General features: G+C 71.2%; 23 protein-coding genes. 7 read left to right on the top strand and 16 right to left on the bottom strand.

All coding sequences use genetic code 11. The features are described 5' to 3' along the window. Window positions 1-120: 120 nt before the first annotated feature. The 3 genes from ACFV1W_RS27310 to ACFV1W_RS27300 form a co-directional block, all read right to left on the bottom strand. Window positions 121-705, bottom strand: a complete 585-nt coding sequence (locus tag ACFV1W_RS27310) for a molybdenum cofactor guanylyltransferase (protein ID WP_380419888.1) — start codon at window positions 703-705, stop codon at window positions 121-123. A 17-nt stretch (window positions 706-722) separates the two neighbouring features. After that, complete coding sequence (locus ACFV1W_RS27305; protein ID WP_380419887.1) at window positions 723-1685, bottom strand: MBL fold metallo-hydrolase; 963 nt, start codon at window positions 1683-1685, stop codon at window positions 723-725. A gap of 158 nt (window positions 1686-1843) precedes the next feature. Next, the gene (locus tag ACFV1W_RS27300; protein WP_380419886.1) at window positions 1844-2491 is read right to left on the bottom strand and encodes an FMN-dependent NADH-azoreductase; all 648 of its coding nucleotides are present in this window, start codon (window positions 2489-2491) and stop codon (window positions 1844-1846) included. 107 nt (window positions 2492-2598) lie between these two features. Between ACFV1W_RS27300 and ACFV1W_RS27295 the strand changes: the two genes are divergently transcribed. Beyond that, window positions 2599-3009: a winged helix-turn-helix transcriptional regulator gene (locus tag ACFV1W_RS27295; RefSeq protein ID WP_380419885.1), complete on the top strand. Its 411-nt coding sequence runs from the start codon at window positions 2599-2601 to the stop codon at window positions 3007-3009. A 152-nt stretch (window positions 3010-3161) separates the two neighbouring features. Here the strand turns inward: ACFV1W_RS27295 and ACFV1W_RS27290 are convergent, their stop codons facing one another. Next, window positions 3162-3929, bottom strand: coding sequence for a polyprenol monophosphomannose synthase (locus ACFV1W_RS27290; protein WP_380419884.1), 768 nt, complete (start codon window positions 3927-3929; stop codon window positions 3162-3164). Window positions 3930-4271: 342 nt separating this feature from the next. Between ACFV1W_RS27290 and manA the strand changes: the two genes are divergently transcribed. Then, window positions 4272-5480, top strand: a complete 1209-nt coding sequence (manA, locus tag ACFV1W_RS27285; RefSeq protein ID WP_380419883.1) for a mannose-6-phosphate isomerase, class I — start codon at window positions 4272-4274, stop codon at window positions 5478-5480. A 131-nt stretch (window positions 5481-5611) separates the two neighbouring features. Further along, on the top strand, window positions 5612-6820 hold the full coding sequence (locus ACFV1W_RS27280; RefSeq protein WP_380419882.1) for a GNAT family N-acetyltransferase: 1209 nt from the start codon (window positions 5612-5614) through the stop codon (window positions 6818-6820). 127 nt (window positions 6821-6947) lie between these two features. Here ACFV1W_RS27280 and ACFV1W_RS27275 read toward each other — a convergent pair whose 3' ends face one another. The 7 genes from ACFV1W_RS27275 to dnaB form a co-directional block, all read right to left on the bottom strand. Then, window positions 6948-7556, bottom strand: a complete 609-nt coding sequence (locus ACFV1W_RS27275) for an SMI1/KNR4 family protein (RefSeq protein ID WP_380419881.1) — start codon at window positions 7554-7556, stop codon at window positions 6948-6950. A gap of 51 nt (window positions 7557-7607) precedes the next feature. Continuing rightward, complete coding sequence (locus tag ACFV1W_RS27270; protein ID WP_380419880.1) at window positions 7608-8039, bottom strand: DUF4259 domain-containing protein; 432 nt, start codon at window positions 8037-8039, stop codon at window positions 7608-7610. Window positions 8040-8116: 77 nt separating this feature from the next. After that, window positions 8117-10768 carry a TniQ family protein gene (locus ACFV1W_RS27265; RefSeq protein ID WP_380419879.1) on the bottom strand — a complete coding sequence of 884 codons (2652 nt, stop codon included), beginning with the start codon at window positions 10766-10768 and terminating at the stop codon, window positions 8117-8119. Further along, a complete protein-coding gene (locus tag ACFV1W_RS27260; RefSeq protein WP_380419878.1) occupies window positions 10765-11886 on the bottom strand; it encodes an ATP-binding protein in 1122 nt (373 codons plus the stop codon). Before ACFV1W_RS27260 ends, ACFV1W_RS27265 begins: the two co-directional genes overlap by 4 nt. Continuing rightward, window positions 11883-14003 (bottom strand): helix-turn-helix domain-containing protein, encoded by a 2121-nt coding sequence (locus ACFV1W_RS27255; RefSeq protein WP_380419877.1) that lies wholly within the window; start codon window positions 14001-14003, stop codon window positions 11883-11885. Before ACFV1W_RS27255 ends, ACFV1W_RS27260 begins: the two co-directional genes overlap by 4 nt. After that, complete coding sequence (locus ACFV1W_RS27250) at window positions 14000-14731, bottom strand: TnsA-like heteromeric transposase endonuclease subunit (RefSeq protein ID WP_380419876.1); 732 nt, start codon at window positions 14729-14731, stop codon at window positions 14000-14002. Before ACFV1W_RS27250 ends, ACFV1W_RS27255 begins: the two co-directional genes overlap by 4 nt. Window positions 14732-14933: 202 nt before the next feature. After that, window positions 14934-16532, bottom strand: coding sequence for a replicative DNA helicase (gene dnaB, locus ACFV1W_RS27245; RefSeq protein ID WP_380419875.1), 1599 nt, complete (start codon window positions 16530-16532; stop codon window positions 14934-14936). 452 nt (window positions 16533-16984) lie between these two features. Here dnaB and ACFV1W_RS27240 point away from each other — a divergent pair, with 452 nt between their 5' ends. Further along, window positions 16985-18319, top strand: a complete 1335-nt coding sequence (locus ACFV1W_RS27240; protein WP_380419874.1) for an MATE family efflux transporter — start codon at window positions 16985-16987, stop codon at window positions 18317-18319. A gap of 81 nt (window positions 18320-18400) precedes the next feature. On the opposite strand, the gene rplI is transcribed toward ACFV1W_RS27240, so the two are convergent. The 4 genes from rplI to rpsF all read right to left on the bottom strand — a co-directional run bounded on the left by rplI (window position 18401) and on the right by rpsF (window position 20169). After that, window positions 18401-18847, bottom strand: a complete 447-nt coding sequence (rplI, locus tag ACFV1W_RS27235) for a 50S ribosomal protein L9 (RefSeq protein ID WP_380419873.1) — start codon at window positions 18845-18847, stop codon at window positions 18401-18403. A 17-nt stretch (window positions 18848-18864) separates the two neighbouring features. Beyond that, window positions 18865-19101, bottom strand: coding sequence for a 30S ribosomal protein S18 (gene rpsR / locus ACFV1W_RS27230; protein ID WP_030059640.1), 237 nt, complete (start codon window positions 19099-19101; stop codon window positions 18865-18867). Between the two features lie 78 nt (window positions 19102-19179). Then, entirely contained in the window at window positions 19180-19782 is a 603-nt protein-coding gene (locus ACFV1W_RS27225) for a single-stranded DNA-binding protein (protein ID WP_380419872.1), read from the bottom strand. Between the two features lie 96 nt (window positions 19783-19878). Then, window positions 19879-20169 carry a 30S ribosomal protein S6 gene (gene rpsF / locus ACFV1W_RS27220; RefSeq protein ID WP_030278276.1) on the bottom strand — a complete coding sequence of 97 codons (291 nt, stop codon included), beginning with the start codon at window positions 20167-20169 and terminating at the stop codon, window positions 19879-19881. A gap of 321 nt (window positions 20170-20490) precedes the next feature. Between rpsF and ACFV1W_RS27215 the strand changes: the two genes are divergently transcribed. From ACFV1W_RS27215 to ACFV1W_RS27205, 3 genes are all read left to right on the top strand, one after another. Further along, a complete protein-coding gene (locus ACFV1W_RS27215) occupies window positions 20491-20790 on the top strand; it encodes a hypothetical protein (protein ID WP_380419871.1) in 300 nt (99 codons plus the stop codon). A 167-nt stretch (window positions 20791-20957) separates the two neighbouring features. Continuing rightward, entirely contained in the window at window positions 20958-22076 is a 1119-nt protein-coding gene (locus tag ACFV1W_RS27210; RefSeq protein WP_380419870.1) for a lipid II:glycine glycyltransferase FemX, read from the top strand. Between the two features lie 13 nt (window positions 22077-22089). Next, window positions 22090-23124 (top strand): alanine racemase, encoded by a 1035-nt coding sequence (locus tag ACFV1W_RS27205; protein WP_380419869.1) that lies wholly within the window; start codon window positions 22090-22092, stop codon window positions 23122-23124. A gap of 58 nt (window positions 23125-23182) precedes the next feature. On the opposite strand, the gene ACFV1W_RS27200 is transcribed toward ACFV1W_RS27205, so the two are convergent. Next, window positions 23183-24766 carry a glycosyltransferase family 87 protein gene (locus ACFV1W_RS27200; RefSeq protein WP_380419868.1) on the bottom strand — a complete coding sequence of 528 codons (1584 nt, stop codon included), beginning with the start codon at window positions 24764-24766 and terminating at the stop codon, window positions 23183-23185. Window positions 24767-24945 lie beyond the last annotated feature (179 nt).

Raw genomic sequence — 24945 nt, 5'->3', positions numbered from 1 at the left:
GGTCACCGCCGCCTTCCCCCGCCCGGAGGCGGCCGCCGACCGCGGTGCGACCACCGGGCGCGACCCGCCCCGTCCACGACGGCCGCGGTGCCCCGCGCGCCCCGCTCGCCGGGGGCGCGCTCAGGACCGGTCGCGCTCCCTCGCCTGTTCCAGGTCCTCCCAGGTGTCGCAGTCGTACGCGACGTTGTCCGTGTCGGCCACCCGCAACCGGTTCAGCCCGCCGACGAGGCGGCGCAGCGGCTGTCCGGCCGGGTCGCCGAGGGCGGCCAGGGCGGCGCGCAGCGCGGCGGTGCGGTAGGCGGCGGTGAGCGGCTGGTCGCGTCCGCCCGCGTCGACCAGGACGGCGGCGTCCGCGTGCGGTCCGGCCCCGTCGAGGGCGGACGCCAGCCGGTCCACCGTCCGGCGGTCGAGGAAGGGCAGGTCGGCGGCGAGCAGCAGCACGGTGTCCGCGGTGACCAGGTCGAGTCCGGCCGCGACGGCGGCGACCGGCCCGCCGCCGGGCGGCCGTTCCCTGGTCCAGCGGACGCCCTCGCGGGCGGTCGGTCGGGCCGGGCCGACCACGACGGTGGTCCGGGAGCCCGCGCAGGCGGCGAGCACCCGGTCGAGCAGGCTGGTCTCCCCCACGGTCAAGCCGGGTTTGTCGGCCCCGTCGAGCCTCCGGGCCGCACCGCCCGCCGGAACGATCACGTCGTACGGCGTCGTCATGCGGCCAGTATCCCGCCCTACTCGCCGTCCCCGTCCCCGTCCTCCGCGGGCTCCCCGGCCCCTTCTTCGGCTCCGGCCTCCGGAGAGGCGGCCCGGGCGGTGTTGGCGGCCGCGCCCAGTTGCAGGAAGGAGGGCAGGGTCAGTTCCCCGTACCGCTCGTTCATCGCGCTGATCAGCGCCTCCGGGTCGTCCGGGTGCTCGGCCAGCAGCCGGTCGAAGTCCTTCAGGTACTCCGCGGTGAAGGCGAGCACGCGTGCGGCGTCGTCGCCCTGCTCGGGGGCCCGGTGCCCGGCGATGACCCGGTCGACGCCGAGGTCGGCGATCCGGTCGAGGTTGTGGCCCCAGGTGGTGCGCTGGGCCGGGGTGGTGTCGGCGGTCCACAGATGGGTGCCGTTGCACACGAAGTCCCCGGCGATCACGGTCCGGATGCCGGGCACGTGGACGACCGTGGACTCCCCGCAGTCGGCCTGGCCGAGCAGCAGCACCGGGATCACCTGGCGGTCGAGCATCAGCGGCTGGGGCAGCAGCGGGGCCGGGACCAGCGGGCGGTCCGGGATGTCGTCCCCGTAGACCGGCTTCCACTGGGCGACCTTGGCCGCGACGGTGCGCCGGATGCCCTCGACCACCGCCGGGGCGGCCAGCAACTGGGCGTCCGGGAAGAGCCTCAGGACCTCCTCGGCGCCGAAGTAGTGGTCGGGGTGCTGGTGGGTGATCACGACGGCGAGCAGTCGGCGGCCCTTGCCCGCGACCCACTCGGCCAGCTCGCGCCCGGCGCTGCGGGTGAGCTGGGCGTCCACCAGGATCGCGGTCCGCTCGCCGAGGATCAGCGTGGAGGTGGTGAAGAAGGCCGATTCGGGCCCGGTGAAGACGGCGACCTCCAGCGGCCGGGCCGTCCGCCCGGCGTCGGCGGCGGCGGCCGCGACGGGCTCAACGTCCGCCCGTTCCGCGCCGGAGCTCTCCTCGGGCGGGGACGACGTCACGGGCTGCTCCCTCTGCTCGGCGGTCGGACTTCCTGCGCCCTACAGCATGGGAGCACCGGCGGCCGGTTGCGCGGGAGGCGCGCCCAGCGGGGCGCGCCTCGGGCGAGTCCGACGGGCCGCGCGCCCGGCGGGGCCCGTCGGACACGCCCTCGCGCACGTCACACCGCGGCGCGGGCGGCCAGCTCCTTGCCCCGGCGGGCGGCCAGCTCCAGGGCCCGCGCCTTGGACTCGACGGCCGCCGGAACGAACTCGGCCAGCGCCGGGACGGAGGCCGCGAGGGTGAACTCCGGAACGATGAAGTCGACCTCCAGCCCGAGCCCGCCGCCCAGCACCTTCTCCAGGTAGGTGGTGACGAACTCGAACGGCTCGCGCGGGGCGCCGGGTACGTACGAGCCGCCGCGGGAGGCGACGACGGTGACCGGGGTCCCCTTGGCGGAGGGCTGGTCGCCGGCGGTGCGGCCCATCAGGATCACGTGGTCCAGCCAGGCCTTGAGGGTCGACGGGATCGTGAAGTTGTACATCGGGGCGCCGATCAGCACCGCGTCGGCGGACTCCAGCTCGACCATCAGCCGCTCGCGCAGCGCGAAGGCGGCGGCCTGCTCGGCGTCCCGCGCCTCGGCCGGGAGGAACCCGGCGGTGATCCCGGCGGCGTCCAGGTGCGGGACCGGGTCGGCGGCGAGGTCGCGGTGGATCACCGTGCCGCCGGGGTGCTCGGCCTCCCAGGCGGCGCGGAAGGCGGCCGTGACCTCGCGGGAGACGGAGCCGTCGCTGAGCGCCGAGGAGTCGATGTGCAGGAGCGTGGGCATGGCGGGACCTCCAGAGAATAAGCAACTGCTGTTTCCGCTGCAGCTATAAGTACGGTAGCAGCTTACTTTTCTGCAGTCACTAGTGACGGGTCGAGTACGCTGGACCCATGGCCGAGCACGAGGTAGTCAGCGACGCACTCCCGACCGGCGTCGACCCGTGCACCGCCGCCGCGGGCCAGGGCGCCTGCGCCAACGTCGACCTGGCCCTCAACCGGGTGTTCACCCTGCTCGGCAAGCGCTGGACCGGCATGCTGCTGGGCGTGCTCAACAACGGCGGCCCGGCCTACTTCTCCGAGCTGCGCCGCGCCGTCCCCGGCATCAGCGAGCGCATGCTCTCCGACCGGCTGACCGAACTGGCCGAGGCCGGACTGGTGGTCCGCGAGGTCGACCCCGGCCCCCCGCTGCGGGTCAGCTACCGGCTCACCGAGGGCGGTGTCGCGCTGAAGCCGGCCCTCACCGAACTGGCCCTCTGGGCCGACCGCTACCTGCCGGAGAGCGCCCTCCGGGGCGGCTGCTGACCGGCCCGCGGCCGGTCTCGGCCGGCTCCGGACACGCCGAAGGGCCCGTCCGCGTTCCCCGGGTTCTGGGAGTCGTTGCACCACCCCGGTTCAGGGGATGCATCGGACTTCGAGATCCGCGAGGACCGGACGGGCCCTTCGGCACGACGAACTCAGCGCTCGGCGGCGCCACCGCGCACGCGGGCCACCCGGTCGGCGATGCCCCAGGTGGTCACCCGCCAGAGCGCCTCGACCACGATGTGGCGGCTCATCTTGGACGCGCCGAGCTCCCGCTCGACGAAGGTGATCGGCACCTCGGCGACCTTGAAGCCCGCCTTCACCGTGCGCCAGGCCAGGTCGACCTGGAAGCAGTACCCGGCCGAGGCCACCTCGTCCATGCCCAGGCCCAGCAGGGTCTCCTTGCGGAAGGCCCGGTAGCCGCCGGTGACGTCCCGGATCGGCACGCCCAGCATCAGCCGCGAGTACGTGGAGCCGCCGCGGGAGAGCAGCAGGCGCGACTTCGGCCAGTTCACCACCCGGCCGCCCGGCACCCAGCGCGAACCCAGCACCAGGTCGGCTCCGCGCAGCGCGTTCAGCAGCCGGTCCAGTTCCTCGGGCTGGTGCGAGCCGTCCGCGTCCATCTCGACCAGGACGTCGTAGCCGTTGTCGATGCCCCAGCGGAAGCCCGCGAGGTAGGCGGCGCCCAGCCCCTCCTTGCCCTTGCGGTGCATGACGTGCACGTTCCGGTCCTCGGCGGCCAGCTTGTCGGCCAGCTCGCCGGTGCCGTCGGGGCTGTTGTCGTCGGCGACCAGCACGTGCGCCTCGGGCACCGAGGCGCGGACCCGGCCGACGATCCGCTCGACGTTCTCCGCCTCGTTGTAGGTCGGGATGATCACCAGGACCCTGCCGAGATCAGCAAAACTCTGCTGGTTCACGGTCACGTACAAACCTCTCGGCCGATGGCGGGGAGTGTCAGAACACCGTCGCCCGCACTCTGGAACGCGGCCCCGCCGACAGCCCGCCGACGGGATGACCACGGTGGGGAATGCTGCGGAGGGCGGAGACTACTGCGTCCTGGCATCCTACTACCGCGCCCGGGAACCGCTGGTCGGAGCACGGCACTCCCACCTGGTGCCCACCGTTTCCGCGCGGGCGACCAGGGTCGGCTAGGGTCGATGCCCTTGCTCGTGCCGGGACCCGCCCGTACCGCCGGGCCCGCCCCGGCGATCCGGACTCGGGACGTCCGGGGGCCGCCCCGTCAGCGAAGGAGTAGGACCGCGCGCATGGACAGGCTCGTCAACACCGTCCGCCCGTACGCCTGGGGGTCGCTCACGGCCCTGCCCGAGCTGCTGGGGCAGGAGCCCACCGGGGAACCGCAGGCCGAGCTGTGGATGGGCGCCCACCCCGGTGACCCGTCCCGCGCCGACCGCGGCGAGGGCCCGCGCCGGCTGGACGAGCTGATCGCGGCCGACCCCGAGGGCGAACTCGGCACGGCCAGCACGGCCCGCTTCGGCCCGAGCCTGCCGTTCCTGTTCAAGGTCCTCGCCGCGGGCCTGCCACTGTCCATCCAGGCCCACCCCACGCTGGACCAGGCTCGGGCCGGCTTCGCCGCCGAGAACGCCCTCGGCCTCCCGCTGGACGCCCCCGAGCGCAGCTATCGCGACGCCAACCACAAGCCCGAAATGGTCTGCGCCCTGGGCGAGTTCGAGGGCCTGTGCGGTTTCCGCCGGCCCGTCGAGGCGGCCGCACTGATGGCCGCTCTCGCGGTGCCCGGCCTGAAGCCGCTGATCGAGCTGCTGTCGGTCGGGGACACCGCCGACGACAAGGCCGAGGCCGAGGCGCTGCGCGCCGCCCTGGCCGCCGTGCTCACCATGGACGACGCGACCGCCGGGCGGACCGTCCGGGAGACCGTCGCCGCGCTCGCCGGGACGGACCCGGACGGCGAGCACGCCCCGTACGCCCGGATCGCCGGGGACTTCCCGGACGACCGGGGCGTGATCGTCGCCATGCTGCTCAACCACTTCCGGCTGCGGGCCGGCGAGGCGCTCTACCTGGGCGCCGGGGTGCCGCACGCCTACCTGTCCGGCGTCTGCGTGGAGCTCCAGGCCAACTCGGACAACGTGCTGCGGGCCGGGCTCACCCCCAAGCACATCGACGTGCCGGAGCTGATGAAGGTCGTGCTCTTCGAGCCCGGCACCCCCGAGGTGGTGCACCCCGTCCGGGTCGAGGCCACCCCCGGTGAGCAGCTCTACCCCGTCCCGATCGACGAATTCCGGCTCTCCCGCTTCGAGTTGGACGGCGTCGAGCGCGAGATCGACGGCCGCACCCCGCAGATCCTGCTCTGCACCGAGGGCGCCGTCCGCCTCACCTCCGCCGACGGCGGCGTGCTCGACCTCGCCCGCGGCCAGTCCGCATTCATCCCGGCCACCGGCACCGCGACCCGCCTCGCCGGCACCCCCGGCACCCTCTTCCGCGCCACCGTCACCGTCTGACGGCCGCCGCCCGGCCGGTACGGCGCCGCCGGACCGGTCCGAAATCCTGTTGATCGGAACGCCGAACGGGATTGGACTGTCGCGGGCGCCACGCACCGTGGGGCCGGTACCCAGGGGAGGCAGCGACAGCCATGGACATCCGTTCCACGACCGATCAGGACCGAGAGGTCTTCGTCGACACGCTCCACGCCGCGTTCGGCCGCTTCCCGGAGACCCCCGCCGAGGACGGCGGCGGGCTCTGGTGGTCGGCGACCGAGCTGGACCGCAGCCTGCTCGCCGTGGCGGCCGACGGGCGACCGGTCGGCACCGCCAGCGCGTACTCCTTCGAGCTCACCCTGCCCGGTCAGGTCATCGTCCCGGTCTCCGGGGTGAGCAACGTCGGCGTCCTGCCCACGCACCGCCGCCAGGGCGTGCTCACCGCGATGATGCGGCACCAGATCGCCGAGCTGCGGGCCCGCGGGGAGGTCCTCTCCGTGCTGCTGGCCTCCGAGGCCCTGATCTACGGCAGGTTCGGCTACGGTCCGGCGACGTACACCGGGCGGCTGACCGTGCCGCGCCACCAGGCCGCCCTCGCCACCCCGCGGGCCGGCGGCACGGAGACCGGTCCGGTCGAGGTGCTCCGGCGCGCCCGGTGCGGCGAGATCCTGGAGGAGCTCTACGACCGGTACCGCCGCACCCGGCCGGGTGCGCTGTCCCGGCCGCACCGCTGGTGGGCGCTGAGCGCGGGGCAGCCCCCGGTCTCCGCGGCGCCGCGCTACGTCGCCGTTCACCGGGACGCCGACGGCGCTCCGGACGGGTACGCCAGTTACGCGCTCGACGGGGACACCCTGACGGTCGACGAGACCATCGCCGTCGACGACGCCGTCACCGCGGCACTGACCCGGTTCCTGCTCGGCCACGACCTGGTCGGTCAGGTCGTGTTCAAGCACTTCCCGGCCGAGCACCCGCTGCGCTGGCAGCTCGCGGACTTCCGCGCCGCCCAGGTGGGCAACAGCAGCGACTGGCTCTGGGTACGGCTGCTGGACGTCCCGGGCGCCCTGGCCGCCCGCGGCTGGCTCACCGACGGCGAGCTCGTCCTCGACGTCGACGACCCGTTCCTCGGCGAGCGCGCCCGCCACCTGCTGACCGTCCGGGACGGCAAGGCCGAGTGCGTCCCGACCGACCGGGAACCCGACCTCTCGCTGGACGTCCGGGACCTCGGCTCGGTCTACCTCGGCGGCACCGCCCCGAGCACGTTGGTACGGGCCGGGCACATCCGGGCCCACCACCCGGAGGCGGCCGCCCTGGCCGACGCCCTGTTCCGCGCCGAGCGTGCCCCGCACTGCCTGCACTGGTTCTGACCGGCGCGGACCGCGGTGGTCGCCCGTCGGGTGACCACCTGTAGGTTCTCAGCTGCGGTGTCATGCGAGTGACCATGTGACCAGCCGCTTGGAGCCGTTCTCAAACGGATGGCATAGCTCCGGATTCTCAGGGCCGTGACAGATCCTCGCGATCGCGGTGCTGCCTCAGGATGCGGTCGACCGGCGCTCGCAGGGCGGGTGAGGTCAGTTCCAGGTCGCGGTTGTCGCGGCCGTCGAGCATGTGGTCGAGCCAGCGTTCGTACCAGGCCAGGAAGTCGGTGGCCGACGAGACGTTGGGGCCCCAGAAGCCGTCGGCGTTTCCGGTGACGACGCGGCCGGCCAGGGGACCTGTGATGCCGAGAAGCACCAGGTCGGTGCACCCTGCCTCGATGATGTGCAGGAAAAGGTCACGTCGGTGAGGCGGGCCGCCGGCGAACGTGAACCCCCGAGGGCGGCCGGGCTCGCCTCGGGGGTCCATCGTGAACAGCCGACATGACTGCAGCGGCAGCAGGCCGTAGAAAGGCGATGCTCCGCCCCCGCCCAGTGTGGCCAGGAAGCTGCGATAGGAATCGGGCAGTTCGATGTGGTGGTCGGCCTCGAACTCGGCGACTTTCGCGTCCGGCAACGGGGGTTCGAGGCGGAACCCATGCTTCTCTTCACCGAAGGAGTGGCTTCGCAGCGCGGCATAGGGCACGTTGGCGAGCTTGCGTCGGATGCGGGCGATCCGGGAGTCCATGCGAACTCTTCTCTCTGTCCCCCGCAAACTACCTGCCCAACGGTGATGGATCTAGAACAAAGCGTCTTCTTGAAGCTTGGGCTTGGGATCGAGCACTGCTCGAAGGCGGCTGATGCTCTGCCGCCATCGCGGGCCGTCAGCGGTCTCGTCCCAGAGTTCAGCAAGCTCGGACGATTCGGCAACCACCCGGTCGAGGGCATCCGCAGCGAGCGGCCGGAGATCGGCGGCGAAGACCGGTAGGGCTTCGTCGGGGCCGTAGCTTGTGCTGATTGGCTCGCCGCCTGGACACTGTGCTGCGATGAGGGCGGCAGCAGCGACGGCCTCCACTGCGTCTGAACTGTCGAGATAGTCCCTGGTCTGGACGGTGCGGGCCAGCGTTTTGCGGACCAGCTCTTCTCGTTCATCAATAGGTGTCTCATCCAGGGTGTAGGCGAAGTCCGCGGCCGTGTCGTTCTCGAAGGGGCCGATGTCCCAGGTGCCCATGATGATCTCCTCGCGTCAGCGTCGGGGCATCCTTGCATTGGTCACCGACAGCAGGGTGCGACGAGTGAGCTCTGATGTCATGACTGCGCATCGCGTTGAACTGTGCGGATCGCCCCGAGCACCTTCTTCCCGAGAGGGGTCAGTGTCATCGGCCGTCCCCGTTCGGCTCTCACCAGCAGTGGTCCGCCGAGTTCTCGCTCGATCCGGTTGATCTGCGCGACAAGGGTGAACGTGTTGAGGCCGAGGCCGCTGGCTGCGGCACCGAGGCTCGGGTAGCCAGATGCGGCCGCGAATCGGCTCAGGCGTTCGCTGGCACCCTGGCCGCCGAGTGCCGGCCGGAGGATGCGTGGCGCTCGGCTGGCTTGGTCGACGGCCCGAAGTGCCTGGCTGTGGCTGGCGCCTCCGCGTGATCGCAGGGGGACGCTGTGGGCCTTCGCCCATCTGGCCATGTTCGCGGTGCTCATTCCTTTCTCCGCTGCGAGGTCGCTCAGAGTGCGGCGGCGGTGGACGTACTGCTCGATCAGCCAGTCCCGTTCGACCATCCCGCGGCGCTTGTAGTCCTGCGGGCCTTCACGGAGCGGGACTTCATACTCATGCGCCAGAGCGGTCAGCACGCTGCGGGAGTAACCGGTGAGGGCGGCCATCTGGTTCAGGGATTGGTGCTCGTCCAGGTAGAGACGGACGAAACGCTCCTTCGGCACGTCCTGGCGGGCCTTGAGACGGAGCTGGCCCGTCGCCCTTGCGGCGGACTTCGTCGGCGGTGGCGCGGGGGCGGGGTGTTCGTCCAGGACGTGCCGGATTGCCTCGACGGTGGTGCCGAGGGCCTCAGCCGCGTACTGGACCGGGTTCTTGCGCTGGCGGACGAGGCGGTGCAGGCGGGGGAGGTCGATCCGAGCGGGGTCGGGACCCGGTAGATCCAGCCCGTCAAGCAGGGCGGTTGGGGGCTGCCAGGTCACCGGCTCGTCGCGGATGCCGTGGCCAGCCAGAAAGTCGCGTGCCGCTCGGTCAAGCTCGCCAGCCAGCTGGGGGGTCTGAAGGACGGCGATGCGGGCGGCCTCAGCCCTGAAGGCTGCTTCGCCACCGCTCCCGAATCCTTGGGCGACTTCGGCGGGAAGTCCGCTGATGCGCTGGAACAGCCAGCATCGGACGATCTGCTCGCGTCGGCCGTGGCCAGGCGGTGAGCCGGTGCGCTGACAGATCTCCGACCAACGCTCGTGCGGCAGCAGGTCGGTGTAGTCGAGGAGTCGGCGCCGCTGGTAGTCGATGGGAACATCGTGGGCATCGAGGTAGTCGGCCAGTCGGACCAGAGCAGTCGTCGTGTCCGGCCAGTGTGGCCGATCGTCCAGCATCTGCAGGATGCGAGAGATGTTGATGCCGTCGGTGACCTCGCCGAGGCGCCGGGCAGCTGCGGCGAGGCTGGTCCGGCTGCCGATGAGCAGGAGTGAGCTGGCCAGGACGGGCGCGAGAAGCCGGGGGTAGGCACCGTCGGGAGGGGCGAGCCGCACCACCCAGGACGGCCAGAACATGCTGGGGACCTTCTGGGCCCGCCGCGTCACCTCGGTGTCCGTGAGGGTGGGCCTGCTGGGCATGGCGGAGGCCGTGCGGAAGCGAAGCTGCTCGCTGGGGCGGAGGGACGGTTCGAGGGCTGCCAGGTGCACTGCGTTGAGGACGGGGCTCAGGCCGCGTCCCCAGCTGTCGATGCTGGTGGGGCTGACCTGCCAGAGCTCCTCGCGCATTGCCTCCAGCAGGCCCCGCATCACCTCGCCTGCCGCGTGGACATTGCGGTGTTCGAGGACTCGCAACGCGATGGTCGCCGCGGCAGCGGTGCTCACGGCCCGCGGTGGGGCCATGAAGCCGGGCCGTTCGACAGCTCGGGAAGCGAGTCGGGAGCCAGGAGCGGGCGTGAGGTGTTCTTCGGCGATGTCAGATGGCACGAGGCTCGCGAGGGCGCCGGCCGGAAGGTCGGCCAGAACGCGTCCGCCGATCGCCCGGATGTCCGCGAGGGCGTTCTGTGCCGACTGCGGGCTCGCACTGTAGGTGCCGAAGGCGGCTGTCCCGGACTCGATGATCTCCAGCAGCCGGTCTTGGGCCGTCAATACCGGATGGCCTGAGGGCAGCTGGAGAGTTCGGGTCTTGGTCAGGTCGAAGCCGCAGCCGCCTGACGGCTCAGCGCTCGGGCGCGAGGGGGGATTGCCGCAGGTCCCCGGCTGGGGGATGGCCCAACCGGAGCGGGGACGCTCGCGCTGAACCCGCTCGCAGCGCGGGCAGCAGTCCGCCAGCAGGCGTCGGTGGGTGGGGCAGGCGAAGGACCAGCCGAGGCGCCAGGTCAGCTTCCAACGGCCCCCGGAGTCGGCCAGGCAGTCCGGGCAGAACCGCGACCCGCGGGCCCTGCCCCAGAGCACCCGGCGATTGACGTGCCGGCGCTCGGGGTCGATGCGAAGGGCCCGCTGGTCGTAGTGGGCCAGCGTCATGGCCGTGATCACTGCCGGGGCAAGCCCGCTCGCATGGGCGACAGCGGCGGTCTCCTGCTCTCGCAGCGCGATCGTCCAGTCCGGAGGGATGTCCCGCAGCTGGTTCCCGGAGCGGCCCCTCACCGGAAATCCCAAGTGGGCCATCACCTCCCCGGACGGGGTGCTCAGTCGCGCTGACAGGGCGTCCAGCCACGAGTCGAGAGCCTCACCGGGAAGCGGGTCCAGCCGGATCGGGAACGTCCTCGGAACAGCCGTCACGCCGCCTTCTTGCGGGCGGTCCGAGGACGACTGGTCAACCGCCGCTTCTCCAGGGCGGCTTCGAGTTCCTTGCGGGCTCGCTCGGACGCCTCATCGTTCTTCACGCCGTCCAGCAGGTCTTGGCTGAGTGATTCCTCACCGCTTCGGACCGCCCGCTGGCAGCCGCGGTTGATCAACGTCATCAGCGAGCCGATGTGGCCGGTGCTGCGGGCGAAGAGGTAGTCCGACAAGTCGTCCGCGAGCATGCCGGGGTGCTTGTCGGCCAGGACCACACGCTGTTCGAGGGCCAGCAGCATCTGCCGCCATTCCCGGCGGTTCTTCTCGGTCTCGATCGTGAACGGCCTCATGCCCAGTCGGGTGGTGCGGCGGCCGGTCTGGGCCATCGCCGCGTCGCCCTTGGTGCCGCCCTCGCTGAACAGACCCTTGTCGGCGAGTCCGACGCCGATCATCAGCAGAGTCACCGGGAACTCGTTGGCGATCCACTTGAGGTGGTTGCTGACCTCGATGCCGTTCGTGTTGCGCCACTTCAGGAAGTGCAGATCATCCAGGGCGAGAAGCCGGACCTCGCAGGAAAGCACGCAGTCCAGTGCCCGCTGGCCGAGTTGCGCGGTGGTCCCACGGTTGCGTCCGGGGTGGCCGAAGAACTCCAGCATGGCCCGGTTGAGGTCCTTCATACCGGTATTGCCGGTCAGGCCGACCCGGCAGACCGGCAGGCGTTCGTGTCCTTGCGCGGTGAACTCGCCCTGCTCAGCGATCTCCCTGCGGTGGAATTCCTGGGCGAACGCCAGCACGGAGGTGGTCTTGCCCAGGCCGGGAAAGGCATCGACCGCAACGGCACCTTTGGCTTTGTCGCCGTCCTGGAGGTTGCTGTCGATGATGTCCCACAAGTCCTCGTGGAGTTCGGACAGTTGCGGCGTCCTGATCGGCCCGAGGTTGGCGTGCCATTCACGCCGCAGCCGGTTGTACTCGGCCTTCGCGCCTGAGCTCAGCGCCGCGAGCTGGGCCATGGTCAGCAGCTCGGGCCGGGTGCGGCGCGGGCCGTCGGCGAACGCCTTGAAGTCCTCCTTCCGGGACAGTGCCAGGTTGGCCGGACTGGGCAGGCGGTTCGTGCCGGTCACACGTCCTCCAGTGCGTCCGCGTAGAAGTCGTCCTCGTCGGCGAGGTCGTCCAGGTCGGCTTCGTCGTCATCGCCGACCTCCGCCGGCTCGGGTTCTGCCGTGTCCGGCGCGGTCCCGAGGGCCTTGCGTACGGACGGAAGCGAGACGACCGTCTCCGCCTCGGTCTCCGGCAGTTCGATGGCCGCCTGTTCACGGGAGAGCCGCAGCGCCATGCGCCGTTCGGCCACCGTCGTGCCCAGCCCGAGATTCCACCGTTCCAGCAGGTCAGCGACAGCGAGCCGGTCGTCCGGGTAGCGGTATTTCGAGGCGGCCAGCTTCCGCGCGAAGGCCAGGGCGTCCTCGCTCAGCGGCATGTCCGCTGAGGGGGCGTGCTCCCAGACGAGGGAGTGCCAGAGCCGGCTGTCGGGGTCCCGGAAGTAGATGCGGGTAATGTCGTCGGGGTCCACCTGGAACGGCCAGCCGTTCTTGACCGGCCCGCCGTAGGGGCTCTTGGCGGTGCGGTAGGCGTCGAGCGCCGGTCCGTTGTAGCGGCGCCGGTCGATCTCGACGCCGTAGTGCTGGATCGTGCGCCACTTGGTCTGCAGGAACTCGAAGGCGAGGTCCGAGTCCCGGGGCGCCTCGATGTAGCCGGCCCGCGCCATGCCGTGCTCGAACATCTTCGCCGGGGACATCCGCAGCCCGGGCAGGCCCGGATCGATGAGGCCGGAATGGGGCCGGGAGTGATAGACCACCGCGGTCCACTCGCGGATGATCGCCTCCAGCTCGTCCAGGAAGAAGAACGCGTCGTCCTCCGGCCTCTCGCCACGGGAGTGGATGTCGGGGCCCTTGTAGCCGGGCAGGGCCTGCAGGAGGTCCTCCCGGAGGGTTCGGAAGAACCGCTCGACCGGGCCCTTGTCCCGGCCCGTCCGCAGCCGCGCGGGCTGGATCGAGATCCCCATCCGGCGGCAGACGCTGGTCAAGTGCTCCGAGACGTAGACCTTGCCGTGGTCAACCACCAGCGTCTCCGGGACCAGCGGCGGGGACGCGAGCCCCGGACCCTCGGCCGCGTCGACGTCGACCAGCACCGTCCTGGGGATCCCGTGCTCGGGCCAGACCGCATGCCTCGGCCAGTCCTTCCCCGCCGGCCGGGGCCGGAACGACTGGTAGAGCACCGCGCTGACGTCCACTGCCTTCGTCGACACCGGCGTGAGCCGGATCCCGGTGATGCAGCGGGTGTACCAGTCCATACCGATCGAGAGCTCGGCCTGGACCCATCGCAACGTCAGCGGATCGAATGCGAACACGTCCAGCCGGGTGGAGTCCATCAGCAGGTACTCGCCTGGTCTGGTCGGCCGCAGCTTGCCATAAGCGCCGTCCGGCCGGTCGGCGATGTCCCGGTTCCGCTTGGTGCTGAGCCGGAACAGTGGGTGCCGCCGCTCCAGCTCCGTGAGCACCCGGTAGGCCGTGGCTTGGCTGGGCTGAGGTACGACGTCGGGACCGAACCGTGCGATCAGCCGGGCCTGGGTCCGGTCGATGACCATCTTGCGTGACGGCTTCGACTCTCCGGTGTGCTCGACCATAACTTCCAGCGCCGTCTCCACCCATCGGTCATCGGCCCTGCCGAAGGGCCGTGCCTGGGAACTTGTCCGCTGGACCAGCCCTGCCTCGCCGTGTCGGCGGTAGTCGGCGACCCACCGTCGAAGGGTGCGATCGGTGACCCCGAGTTCCGAAGCCTTCGCCGCATAGCGTGCCTCCAGCGGCAGCGTCGGCGTGTACGGAACTCGCGGTTCGCCTTCACGCGCGAGTTCAGCGCTGCCGGACCGGTATCCCGTGAGAAGTTCCCGAACGTGCTCGGCCCGCTCCAGGATCTGCCGTCTGTCGTGCTCGTCCAGCTGTCCCAGCACCACCGAGGCGATCTCCTCGGCGTCATCCGAGGACGGTCCCGGCCCTTCGGGGATGAGGGTGGCCCGGTCGGAGAAGAGCAGTTCCCGCAAGGACAGCCGCAGGAGCCTGCCGTGGCTGTCCTTGAGGACGACCTCGTTGCCGGCGGTGGTGGCGGCCATCTCGACCACCTCGACGGTCTCCCCGTCGTAGCGGAAGTGCGTACCGACGCCAACCCGCGCCCCAGCCCTGCTCACGCCGTCTTCCTCAGCACGTGCACCGGGCTAAGCGGCCGGTCGAGATCAACCGTGAGCTCTCCTGTCCACAGCAAGTGATAGATCGCAGACCGAACTTGCTCCTCCGGGTGACCGGGCAAGCTAACCGCCGCGCGACGCAAGGAGACTCCGTCGAGCTCAGCGCCCCGAAGCCCGTCGACGAGCCCACGATCGAACAGCCAGTCCCTGCGGTAGCCCGACAAGAAACGGACGTTCTCCAGCTCAACCGAAGGTGGCTCGCTCCAGACCTCGTACTTCCACCCGCGGATCTCCACCGCCTCACGGGTCCAGCCGAAAGTGAAGGCCACCTCTGGCTTGGACAACCGGTGCAGTGGCTTCACATCCACGACCAGTGGTCCCTCGTCGGTGACCAGGAGATAGTCCGGGATGTGCTTGCGCACAGCCCCGTCCACCTCGGCCTTGAGCAGAAAGGGCTGAGCCACGATGGAACGTACGGACGGATCGAAATCAGCGAAGAGGAGCCGCGCCAGTTCGAGACGAGACTCGTAGATGACGTGGTCGCGCACTGTGGCGGACCAATAGGTGCCCGAGTAGTGCCGCTGGCCCCTGTACCAGCGGAAGGTCCGCCAGGGTGCCGCCGCCGCAAGCAGGTCGATCGAGGACGCGGTCCATTCCCGGTTCTCAACCAGGCTGCCGTTCAAGCCCCGCAGGCTCACGGTGATCGATGTCGCGCTCAGCCCTGCCGCCATGAGTCACCCCCGGATCGTCGGCAGCCTCCTCTGCGAGCGCTACGTTCGCATCCGCGCGAGGCGCCCACGCCGGACCTGAGGCAAGGTCACCCGGACGAGTGATGGCGGTGGCCTGCGATTCTCAATCCCGTGTCAGATCGGCCAGTCACATGACATCGCGACTGAGAAAATGACACGGGATTTGAGAACCTACACGGCGGGATCAGTCCCTGGTCATGTCGACGAAGCGCGAGTAGTGGCCCTGGAAGGCGACCGTGATGGTGGCGGTCGGGCCGTTACGGTGCTTGGCGACGATCAGGTCGGCCTCGCCCGCGCGCGGGGACTCCTTCTCGTAGGCGTCCTCGCGGTGCAGCAGGATGACCATGTCGGCGTCCTGCTCGATCGAGCCGGACTCTCGCAGGTCGGAGACCATCGGCCGCTTGTCGGTTCGCTGTTCGGGGCCACGGTTCAGCTGGGACAGCGCGATGACCGGGACTTCCAGCTCCTTGGCCAGCAGCTTCAGGTTTCGCGACATGTCCGAAACCTCCTGCTGGCGGTTCTCGGCCCGGCGGGAGCCGCCGGACTGCATCAGCTGGAGGTAGTCGATGACGATCAGCTTGATGTCGTTGCGCTGCTTGAGCCGACGGCACTTGGCCCGGATCTCCATCATCGACAGGTTCGGCGAGTCGTCGATGAACAGCGGCGCCTCGCTGACGTCGGGCATCCGGCGGGCGACGCGCGTCCAGTCGTCGTCCGTCATGCTGCCCGAGCGCATGTGGTGCAGCGCGACCCGGGCCTCGGCGGAGAGCAGGCGCATGGCGATCTCGTTGCGGCCCATTTCGAGCGAGAAGATCACGCTCGGCAGCTTGTGGTGGATCGAGCAGGCACGGGCGAAGTCCAGCGCGAGGGTGGACTTGCCCATGGCGGGGCGGGCCGCGATGACGATCATCTGACCGGGGTGCAGGCCGTTGGTGAGCTGGTCGAAGTCGGCGAAGCCGGTCGGCACGCCGGACATCTGGCCGTTGCGGGAGCCGATCGCCTCGATCTCGTCGAGGGCGCCCTCCATGATGTCGGCCAGCGGCGCGTAGTCCTCGTTGGTGCGCTGCTCGGTGACGGCGTAGATCTCCGCCTGGGCGGCGTTGACGATCTCGTCCACGTCGCCCTCGGCCGCGTAGCCCATGCCGGCGATCCGGGTGCCCGCCTCGACCAGGCGGCGCAGTACGGCGCGCTCGTGGACGATCTGGGCGTAGTACTCCGCGTTGGCCGCGGTCGGGACGGAGTTGACCAGGGTGTGCAGGTAGGAGGCGCCGCCGACGCGCTGCAGCTCACCGCGTTTGGTGAGCTCGCCGGCCACGGTGATCGGGTCGGCCGGCTCCCCGCGGGCGTACAGGTCGAGGATCGCGCCGTGGATCATCTCGTGCGCGGGCCGGTAGTAGTCGGCGGGCTTGAGCACCTCGACCACGTCGGCGATGGCGTCCTTGGACAGCAGCATGCCGCCCAGGACGGACTGCTCGGCGGCGAGGTCCTGCGGGGGGACGCGCTCGAAGCCGTCGACGCCGCCCTGGCCCTCGTCCCGGCGGTCGCCCTTCTTGCCGCTCGGACCGAACCCGGCGCCGCCCTTGCGGAAGCCCTCGCCCCGGCCGCCGCCCTGACCGCCGCCGCCCTGGCCGTTGCCACGGTTGCGGGAGACCGGGAGCCGGTCGCCGGGCCCGTCCGGGAAGGGGGCGTCGTCGAAGGCGCCGACCGGGAAGGGGTCCTCGGTGTTCTGCCAGTCCTCCTCCGGCGGCGGGGCGTCGTGGTCGTCGTACTGGGGGCCGGTCACGCGTGTTCCCCGATCAGCGAGTGGTGCGAAGTTGGAGCGGGCCTTGCCGGTGGCTGGGTGGAGCGGAGCCGCTCCTGTTGTACGCCACGGCCCCGACAAATCGGACGCCGGGGCCGGTGGGAGTGTCGGGTGGAGGGCCCACGCTAAGGCGCCGGACGCCCTCGCGCCAAGATGGTTATCCACAGGGGGTGTGGACGAGTGGCCCGGGGCTGTGGAGAACTGCCGCAAAGCTGTGGACACCCCTGTGGAAGCTCCTGTGGATAACCGGACGATCGATCCACCGTCAACCTGCTGACCTGCGATTACCCCCTCCTGGGCCTGTGCATGAGAAATTCTTCACACACAGCCGAACGGCTGTGGGCACGGAGCGGGCGGACCGGGTCGTCCGCTCTCGCGCGTAATGACCTAAATTACCTTTGGCCCGTTACCTGTGGATGAGTACCCTGGAGCGCATGAGCGCCGCCCCCTCCGATCCCTCCAGACGCAGCCAGGACCGCGAGATCCTCGCCCTGGCGGTGCCCGCCTTCGGTGCGCTGGTCGCCGAGCCGCTGTTCCTGATGGCCGACTCCGCGATCGTCGGCCACCTCGGCACCCCGCAGCTCGCCGGGGTCGGAGTGGCCTCCGCCGCCCTCACCACCGCGACCGGGGTGTTCGTCTTCCTCGCCTACGCCACCACCGCCGCGGTGGCCCGCCGGATCGGCGCCGGGGACCGCCGGGGCGCCGTCCAGCAGGGCATCGACGGCCTCTGGCTCGCCCTCGGCCTGGCCGTCCCGGTGGTCCTGCTCACCCTGCTGCTGGCACCCCGGGCCGCCGGGGTGCTGGGCGCCTCGCCGACCGCGGCGCCGTACGCCGTGACGTACCTGCGGATCAGCTCGCTGGGCATCCCGGCGATGCTCCTGGTGCTGGCCGCCACCGGCGTGCTCCGCGGCCTCCAGGACACCCGCACGCCGCTGGTGGTGGCCGTCGCGGGCTTCACCGCCAACATCGGCCTGAACGCCGGCCTGGTGTACGGCGCCGGGCTCGGGGTGGCCGGCTCGGCCTGGGGCACCGTGCTGGCCCAGACCGGGATGGCCGCCGTCTACCTCGTCGTGGTGGTCCGCGGCGCCCGCCGGGAGCAGGCCTCGCTGCGGCCCGACCCGGCCGGCATCCGGGCCGGTGCCAGGGCGGGCGGCCCGCTGCTGGTCCGGACGGTCAGCCTGCGCGCGGTGCTGATGACCGCCACCGCGGTGGCCGCCCGGCTCGGCGACGACCAGGTGGCCGCGCACCAGATCACCATGACGCTGTTCAGCTTCCTGGCCTTCACGCTGGACGCCATCGCGATCGCCGGGCAGGCCATCATCGGCCGCCACCTGGGCGGCTCGGACGTCCCGGGGGCCCGCGCGGCCACCCGGCGGATGGTCGAGTGGGGCATCGGCTCCGGGGTCGTGCTCGGCCTGCTGGTGGTCCTCGCCCGCCCGCTGTACGTCCCGCTGTTCACGCCCGATCCGGTCGTCCAGGGGCAGCTGCACACCGCCCTGCTGCTGCTCGCGCTCAGCCAGCCGGTGGCCGGCCTGGTCTTCGTGCTGGACGGCGTGCTGATGGGCGCCGGGGACGGCCCGTACCTGGCCTGGGCGGCGATCGCGACCCTGGCGGTGTTCGCCCCCACGGCCCTCGCGGTCCCGGCCACCGGCACCGGGCTGGCCGGGCTGTGGTGGGCGATGAACCTGTTCATGCTGGTCCGCGCGGTCTTCCTGGCCGCCCGCGCCCGCGGCGGCCGCTGGCTGGTCACCGGGGCCGTCCGGAGCTGAACCGCGCACCCGGCAGGCCCCGGGAACGACCGAGGGCCGGACTCCTCGCGGAGTCCGGCCCTCAGGCCACTGCTACGGAACTCAGGCAGCCACGACGGCGACGTCGAGGTTGGCCACGACGTCCGAGTGCAGCTTGACCGAGACCTTGTGGGTGCCCACGGTCTTGATCGGCGAGCCGATCGCGACGGCGCGCTTGTCCACGGCCGGGCCGCCGGCGGCCTTGATGGCCTCGACGACGTCGGCCTGGGTCACCGAGCCGAACAGACGGCCGGCGTCGCCGGAGCGAACGGCCAGCTTGACCTGGACGCCCTCCAGCTTGCCCTTGACCTCGTTGGCGGCGTCCAGGGTCTGGATCGCGTGGATCTTGCGGGCGCGACGGATCGCGTCGACGTCCTTCTGGCCGCCCTTGGTCCAGCGGATGGCGAAGCCACGCGGGACCAGGAAGTTGCGGGCGTAGCCGTCCTTGACCTCGACGACCTCGCCGGCGGAGCCGAGACCCGGCACCTCGTGCGTGAGGATGATCTTCATTACTCGGTCACCCTCTCTTAGCGCGCGGTGCTGGTGTAGGGCAGCAGCGCCATCTCACGGCTGTTCTTCACGGCCGTGGCGACGTCACGCTGGTGCTGGGTGCAGTTGCCGGTGACCCGGCGGGCACGGATCTTGCCGCGGTCGGAGATGTACTTCCGCAGCAGGTTCGTGTCCTTGTAGTCAACGTAGTTGACCTTGTCCTTGCAGAAGACGCAAACCTTCTTCTTCGGCTTGCGAGCAGGCGGCTTCGCCATGGTGTGCTCCATTTGGGGTTCACGGCCCGACCGGCGTCCGGGGACGCCTGCGGCCGGGCCGCACGAAATCTGTCAGCTCTAGAACGGGGGCTCTTCCGAGTAGCCGCCGCCGGACGGGGCACCGCCCCAGCCGCCGCCACCCTGGTTGCCACCACCGGACGGGGCGCTGGACGCCCACGGGTCGTCGGAGGGGCCGGACTGGCCGCCGCCGGAGTTTCCACCCCAGCCGCCGCCGCCCTGCTGGCCGCCACCGCCGCCCCAACCGCCCTGGCCGCCGCCCTGCTGGCCGCCGAAGCCGCCACCGGGGCCGCCGGACCGGTTGGCCCGGGTGACCTTCGCGGTCGCCGACCGCAGGCTCGGGCCGACCTCGTCGACCTCGACCTCGAAGACCGTGCGCTTCTCGCCTTCCTTGGTCTCGTAAGACCGCTGGCGCAGTCGGCCCTGCACGATGACGCGCATGCCTCGCTGCAGCGACTCGGCCACGTTCTCCGCCGGCTGACGCCAGACGTTGCACGTGAGGAAGAGGCTCTCGCCGTCCTTCCACTCGTTCGTCTGACGGTCGAAGGTGCGGGGGGTGGACGCGATGCGGAACTTCGCGACCGCCGCACCCGACGGGGTGAAGCGCAGCTCGGGGTCGTCGACGAGATTGCCGACGAGGGTGATGACGGTCTCGCCTGCCATGGTGGTGATGACCTCTCGGGAAGATGTCCGTTCACCGCTGTTTCACGTGAAACAGCGGACGCGAGCTACCCGAGACCCGAAGGCCTCAGAGGTGGCTCAGTGGGTGTCCGGGCGCAGGACCTTGGTCCGCAGAACCGACTCGCTCAGGCCCAGCTGGCGGTCGAGCTCCTTGACGACCTCAGGCGTGGCCTTGAGGTCGATGACCGAGTAGATGCCCTCGGACTGCTTGTTGATCTCGTAAGCCAGACGGCGACGACCCCAGGTGTCGACCTTCTCGACCTTGCCACCGCCGTTGCGGACGACGGCGAGGAAGGACTCGATCAGGGGGGAGACAGCGCGCTCCTCGACCGAGGGGTCGAGGATGACCATCAGCTCGTAGTGACGCATGAGTAACCCACCTCCTTTGGACTCAGCGGCCACGGTCTCTCCGTGGCAGGAGGGTTGTGCGTAGCGTCGGCACCGGTGCGGTGACGACTCCGGGCCACCGTAGCGGCCGGGTCGGACAGTCGGGCCCCGACCACACCCGGAAGGGGGTGTCACCCGGAAGAGGGCGCAAGGGGGCACAACTACACCAGTGCAGACGGCACAGCCTACCTGCACCCGGACGGCCGAACAAAACGCATAGGGGTTGTGAGACGGACCCAACCGCCGCAATCTGGACGGAACGGGATTCCTGCCCGTTCGTCTCGATGCCAGGAGGTGGGACTCATGGCCCAGTCCGTCCACCGCATGCCCGCGCTCACGCTGAACACCGACGGCCACCCGCACCCCCGCGAGAACACCCTGGTGGCACTGACCGCCGTGCTGGGCGTGATCGCCTTCACCACCTCGTTCTTCCACAACCTGCACCTGCTGACCTCGTGGACCGGCCTGGCCGGGATCGTCACGGGCCTGTGGGGCATGTTCATCTCGGTGACGACCGCCGAGCGCTTCGTCCTGATGATCACGCTCGGCGCCGCCGCGATCGGCTTCTACCTCGGCATCGCCCGCGGCGGCCTCTGGGGCTGACCGCACCGCTCCAGGAACCCTCGGCGCCCCCGTCGCGTATCTGCAGAGGACAGGTACCCGACGGGGGCGCCGTCGTGCCCGCAGCGGCGGACGCCCGGGCCCCGGACGATAAGGTCAGCCCGAGAACCTGGGGCCACCGCAGCCCGACCGACGAGGAGCACCGAGCAATGAGCCTGCGCCTGAGGACGATCACCCGCGAGGAGCACCTCGCCTTCATCAGGAGCCGCGCCTCGGCCAGCCACATGCAGGTGCCGGCCTGGGGTGACGTGAAGGCCGAGTGGCGCTCCGAGTCGATCGGCTGGTTCGACGAGCACAACCAGCTGGTCGGCGCCGGCCTGGTGCTCTACCGCCAGCTGCCGAAGGTCAAGCGCTACCTCGCCTACCTGCCCGAGGGCCCGGTGATCGACTGGTTCGACCGCGACCTCGACCGCTGGCTCTCCCCGATGCTGGCGCACCTGAAGTCGCAGGGCGCCTTCTCGGTGAAGATGGGCCCGCCGGTGGTCATCCGCCGCTGGAACGCCGCCACCATCAAGGAGGCCATCGCCGCCAAGCAGGCCAAGCGGCTGCGCGACGTCGAGGCCGACTGGTACGAGGCGCGCGCCTTCGAGGTGGCCGACCGGCTGCGCAAGGCCGGCTGGCTGCAGGGCGAGGACGGCGGGGCCGGCTTCGGCGACGTCCAGCCGCGCTACGTGTACCAGGTGCCGCTGGCCAACCGCTCGCTGGACGACATCCAGAAGGGCTTCAACCAGCTCTGGCGCCGCAACATCAAGAAGGCCGAGAAGAGCGGTGTCGAGGTCGTCCAGGGCGGCTACGACGAGCTGCCGATCTTCCACCAGCTCTACCTGGTCACCGCCGAGCGCGACAGGTTCACCCCGCGCCCGCTGTCCTACTTCCAGCGCATGTGGACCGCCCTCAACTCCGAGGACCCGAACCGGATGCGGCTCTACATCGCCTACCACGAGGGCGAGCCGCTGGCCTCGACCACGATGCTGGTGGTCGGCGAGCACGTCTGGTACTCCTACGGGGCCTCGGCCAACCACAAGCGCGAGGTCAAGCCCTCCAACGCGATCCAGTGGCGGATGATGCGCGACGCCTACGCCCTCGGCGGCGGCGTGTACGACCTGCGCGGCATCAGCGACACCCTGGACGAGAACGACCACCTGTTCGGTCTGATCCAGTTCAAGGTCGGCACCGGCGGCCAGGCGGCCGAGTACCTCGGCGAGTGGGACTTCCCGCTCAACAAGCTGCTGCACAAGGCCCTCGACCTCTACATGTCCCGCCGCTGAGGAGGCTGACCCGATGACGCTGTCGCTCTACCTCGACACCGAACGCTGGCGCACCCACCAGCGCTCCGTCCTCGCCGAGTTCCCCGGCCTGGTGCCGGTCGCCAAGGGGAACGGCTACGGCCTGGGCAACCACCGGCTGGCCGAGGAGGCGACGCTGCTGGGCACCGGTGTGCTGGCCGTCGGCACCGCCTACGAGGCGGCCGACGCCGCCGAGTGGTACGGCGGCGAGCTGCTGGTGCTCACCCCCTACCGGGTCGGCGAGGAGGTGCTCCCGCTGCCGCACGCCCGGGTGATCCGGACCGTGGCCAGTGTGGACGCGCTGCGCGCGCTGCACGGCGCCCGGGTGGTGCTGGAGTGCATGACCACCATGCGCCGGCACGGCGTCAGCGCGGCCGACCTGAGCACCGTCGCCGCCGAGCTGGACGGCGTCGCCTTCGAGGGCCTCGCGCTGCACCTGCCGATGGACCGACCGGACGGCTCCAGCCCGGTCGAGGAGGTCGTGTACTGGGTGGACACCGCGAAGGCGGCCGGCATCCCGGTGCACACCGTCTTCGTCAGCCACCTGGGTGCGGCCGGCATGGACCAGCTGGCCCAGCGCTACCCGGACACCGTCTTCCGGGCCCGGATCGGCACCCGCCTCTGGCTGGGCGACCACGGCGCCCTGGAGGTCCGCGCCACGGTGCTGGACGTCACCCCGGTGAAGAAGGGCGACCGCTACGGCTACCGCCAGCACCCGGCGCCCTCCGACGGCCACATCCTGGTGGTCGCCGGCGGCACCGCGCACGGCATCGGCCTGGAGGCGCCCAAGTACGTGGCGAGCATGGGCGCCCGGGCCAAGGGCATCGCCCGGGCGGGCCTGGCGACCGTCAACAAGACGAAGTCGCCGTTCCACTGGGCGGGCAAGCAGCTCTGGTTCGCCGAGCCGCCGCACATGCAGGTCTCGCTGCTGTTCCTGGACGGGGAGACCGCGCCCCCCGCGATCGGCGAGGAGCTCGGCCTCCAGGTGCGGCACACCACCACCCACTTCGACCGCGTGGTGGACCGCTAGGCGTACTGACCCGCAGGGACGCCCCCGTGGCGCTCGGCTCGCCTCCGGGCCGGTCGCGCTAGGCCTGCTCCTCGGCCGGCTCCGACAGCCGTGGCTCCTCCAGCCACTGCTCGAAGGAGCCGGCCGGCGCGTATCCGGCGTAGCTCTCGTCCTCGTGGAGGTGCCGGGCGGTGCCGAGGGTGAACGCGTCCGGGGCCCCGTCGAGCACTCCGCCGGAGGGGTCGTCGCTGCCGTCCCAGCGGACCGGGTCGCGGTCCGGGTGGAGGGCGTCGCGGACCACCAGCACGACCAGGTAGAGCGTGCCGAGCAGGTGCAGCACGATCGCGAAGTGGTACCAGGGCTCGCCGATCCCGTGCTGCTTGGGCCCGGTCACGAAGCCCAGGTGGGACCAGATGCCGAGGGTGTACAGCACCTCGCAGGCCTGCCAGATCAGGATGTCGCGCCAGCGCGGCCGGGCCAGCGCCGCGAGCGGCAGCAGCCAGAGCGCGTACTGCGGCGAGTACACCTTGTTGACCAGCACGAACAGCGCGACCACCAGGAAGGCCAGCTGTGCGAACCGCGGCCGGCGGGGCGCCGAGAGGCCGAGCCACGCTATGGCCGAGCAGCCCAGCACCATCAGTACGCCGATGTAGAGGTCGAGGTCGGCCAGCCCCACCCCGCGGTTCTGCATCAGGATCAGCCAGAACGAGCCGTAGTCCTCGCCGCGGTGCTCGCTGAAGACGTAGAACGTCGACCAGCCCCGCCAGTTGGCCAGCATGATCGGCAGGTTGACCAGCAGCCAGGCGCCCACGGCGCCGCCGAGCGCCGCCCGGAACTCGCGCCACTTCCCGGCCCGCCAGCAGAGCACCAGCAGCGGGCCGAGCAGCAGCAGCGGGTAGAGCTTGGCCGCGGTGGCCAGGCCGATGAAGACGCCGGCCCAGGCCGGCCGGGAGTGGGCCCACCAGGCCATCGCCACGGCGGCCAGGGCGACCGCGAGAAGGTCCCAGTTGACGGTGCCGTTGAGCAGCACGACCGGCGAGAGCGCGAACAGCATCGCGTCCCAGGGGCGGCGGCGGTGGGTGCGCGAGAGCGCGACCGCGGCGACCACCGCGCAGGCCATCAGCAGCCCGGCGTTGATCGCCCAGAACCACTGCTCCTGGGCCTGCTCGGTGCCGCCGCCGGGCGTCAGCCAGGCCGCGACCTGCATGAACAGGCCGGTCAGCACCGGGTACTCCAGGTACTGCAGGTCCCCCGTGGTGCCGGGGATGCGGTCCACGTACGGGTGCAGCCCGGCGGAGAAGCCGCGGCCGGAGAACAGGTGCGGGATGTCGCTGTAGCAGGCGTGGATGTACTGCGGGGACCCAGGCTGGAACCAGGCCTGGTCGTAGCAGGGCAGGTCGTGCACCATCCCGAGCGCCGAGACCGCGATCACCACCAGCGCCAGGACCCGCACCGGGATCCACCAGGAGACGCCGAGCAGCGCCCGTCGGCCGGGCGGTCCGCCGAACACCTCGCTGCCGGCCGCCGCCACCCGGTCCTCGTCGGCCGGGACGACCACGGTGTTGGCCGGTGGCGCGGCCGTGGCGACGGCTGCCGGGGTGGGCCCTGCGGCGGCGCCGGGCCCGTGCGGGCCGGCGGTTTCGTCACGATCGCTCGACGTCATGCCGGACATCCTGCCGCACCGGGTGCACCGGGACGAGGAGGACCCCGCGTGGTCCGGCGGTACGGGCGGGGCGCGAGCGGCGAATCGTGACGAAACGGCGGTGGGGGGGGCCCCCCGGGTGCCCGGCCCCCCCCCCAACCCAGCCGCGCGCGGCGGCCCCCCCCGCGCCCCCCACCCGC

Origin of the sequence: Kitasatospora sp. NPDC059648, from assembly GCF_042734825.1 — a bacterium.
Lineage (GTDB): Bacteria > Actinomycetota > Actinomycetes > Streptomycetales > Streptomycetaceae > Kitasatospora.
This window is presented reverse-complemented; position numbering and strand designations above follow the sequence as displayed.

What these genes read in the sequence shown, in the direction of transcription:
- ACFV1W_RS27310 (WP_380419888.1), bottom strand. Translation starts at nt 705, where the DNA reads ATGACGACGCCGTACGACGTGATCGTTCCGGCGGGCGGTGCGGCCCGG.
- ACFV1W_RS27300 (WP_380419886.1), bottom strand. Translation starts at nt 2,491, where the DNA reads ATGCCCACGCTCCTGCACATCGACTCCTCGGCGCTCAGCGACGGCTCC.
- ACFV1W_RS27295 (WP_380419885.1), top strand. Translation starts at nt 2,599, where the DNA reads ATGGCCGAGCACGAGGTAGTCAGCGACGCACTCCCGACCGGCGTCGAC.
- manA (WP_380419883.1), top strand. Translation starts at nt 4,272, where the DNA reads ATGGACAGGCTCGTCAACACCGTCCGCCCGTACGCCTGGGGGTCGCTC.
- ACFV1W_RS27280 (WP_380419882.1), top strand. Translation starts at nt 5,612, where the DNA reads ATGGACATCCGTTCCACGACCGATCAGGACCGAGAGGTCTTCGTCGAC.
- ACFV1W_RS27275 (WP_380419881.1), bottom strand. Translation starts at nt 7,556, where the DNA reads ATGGACTCCCGGATCGCCCGCATCCGACGCAAGCTCGCCAACGTGCCC.
- ACFV1W_RS27270 (WP_380419880.1), bottom strand. Translation starts at nt 8,039, where the DNA reads ATGGGCACCTGGGACATCGGCCCCTTCGAGAACGACACGGCCGCGGAC.
- ACFV1W_RS27250 (WP_380419876.1), bottom strand. Translation starts at nt 14,731, where the DNA reads ATGGCGGCAGGGCTGAGCGCGACATCGATCACCGTGAGCCTGCGGGGC.
- ACFV1W_RS27240 (WP_380419874.1), top strand. Translation starts at nt 16,985, where the DNA reads ATGAGCGCCGCCCCCTCCGATCCCTCCAGACGCAGCCAGGACCGCGAG.
- rplI (WP_380419873.1), bottom strand. Translation starts at nt 18,847, where the DNA reads ATGAAGATCATCCTCACGCACGAGGTGCCGGGTCTCGGCTCCGCCGGC.
- rpsR (WP_030059640.1), bottom strand. Translation starts at nt 19,101, where the DNA reads ATGGCGAAGCCGCCTGCTCGCAAGCCGAAGAAGAAGGTTTGCGTCTTC.
- ACFV1W_RS27225 (WP_380419872.1), bottom strand. Translation starts at nt 19,782, where the DNA reads ATGGCAGGCGAGACCGTCATCACCCTCGTCGGCAATCTCGTCGACGAC.
- rpsF (WP_030278276.1), bottom strand. Translation starts at nt 20,169, where the DNA reads ATGCGTCACTACGAGCTGATGGTCATCCTCGACCCCTCGGTCGAGGAG.
- ACFV1W_RS27215 (WP_380419871.1), top strand. Translation starts at nt 20,491, where the DNA reads ATGGCCCAGTCCGTCCACCGCATGCCCGCGCTCACGCTGAACACCGAC.
- ACFV1W_RS27210 (WP_380419870.1), top strand. Translation starts at nt 20,958, where the DNA reads ATGAGCCTGCGCCTGAGGACGATCACCCGCGAGGAGCACCTCGCCTTC.
- ACFV1W_RS27205 (WP_380419869.1), top strand. Translation starts at nt 22,090, where the DNA reads ATGACGCTGTCGCTCTACCTCGACACCGAACGCTGGCGCACCCACCAG.
- ACFV1W_RS27200 (WP_380419868.1), bottom strand. Translation starts at nt 24,766, where the DNA reads ATGACGTCGAGCGATCGTGACGAAACCGCCGGCCCGCACGGGCCCGGC.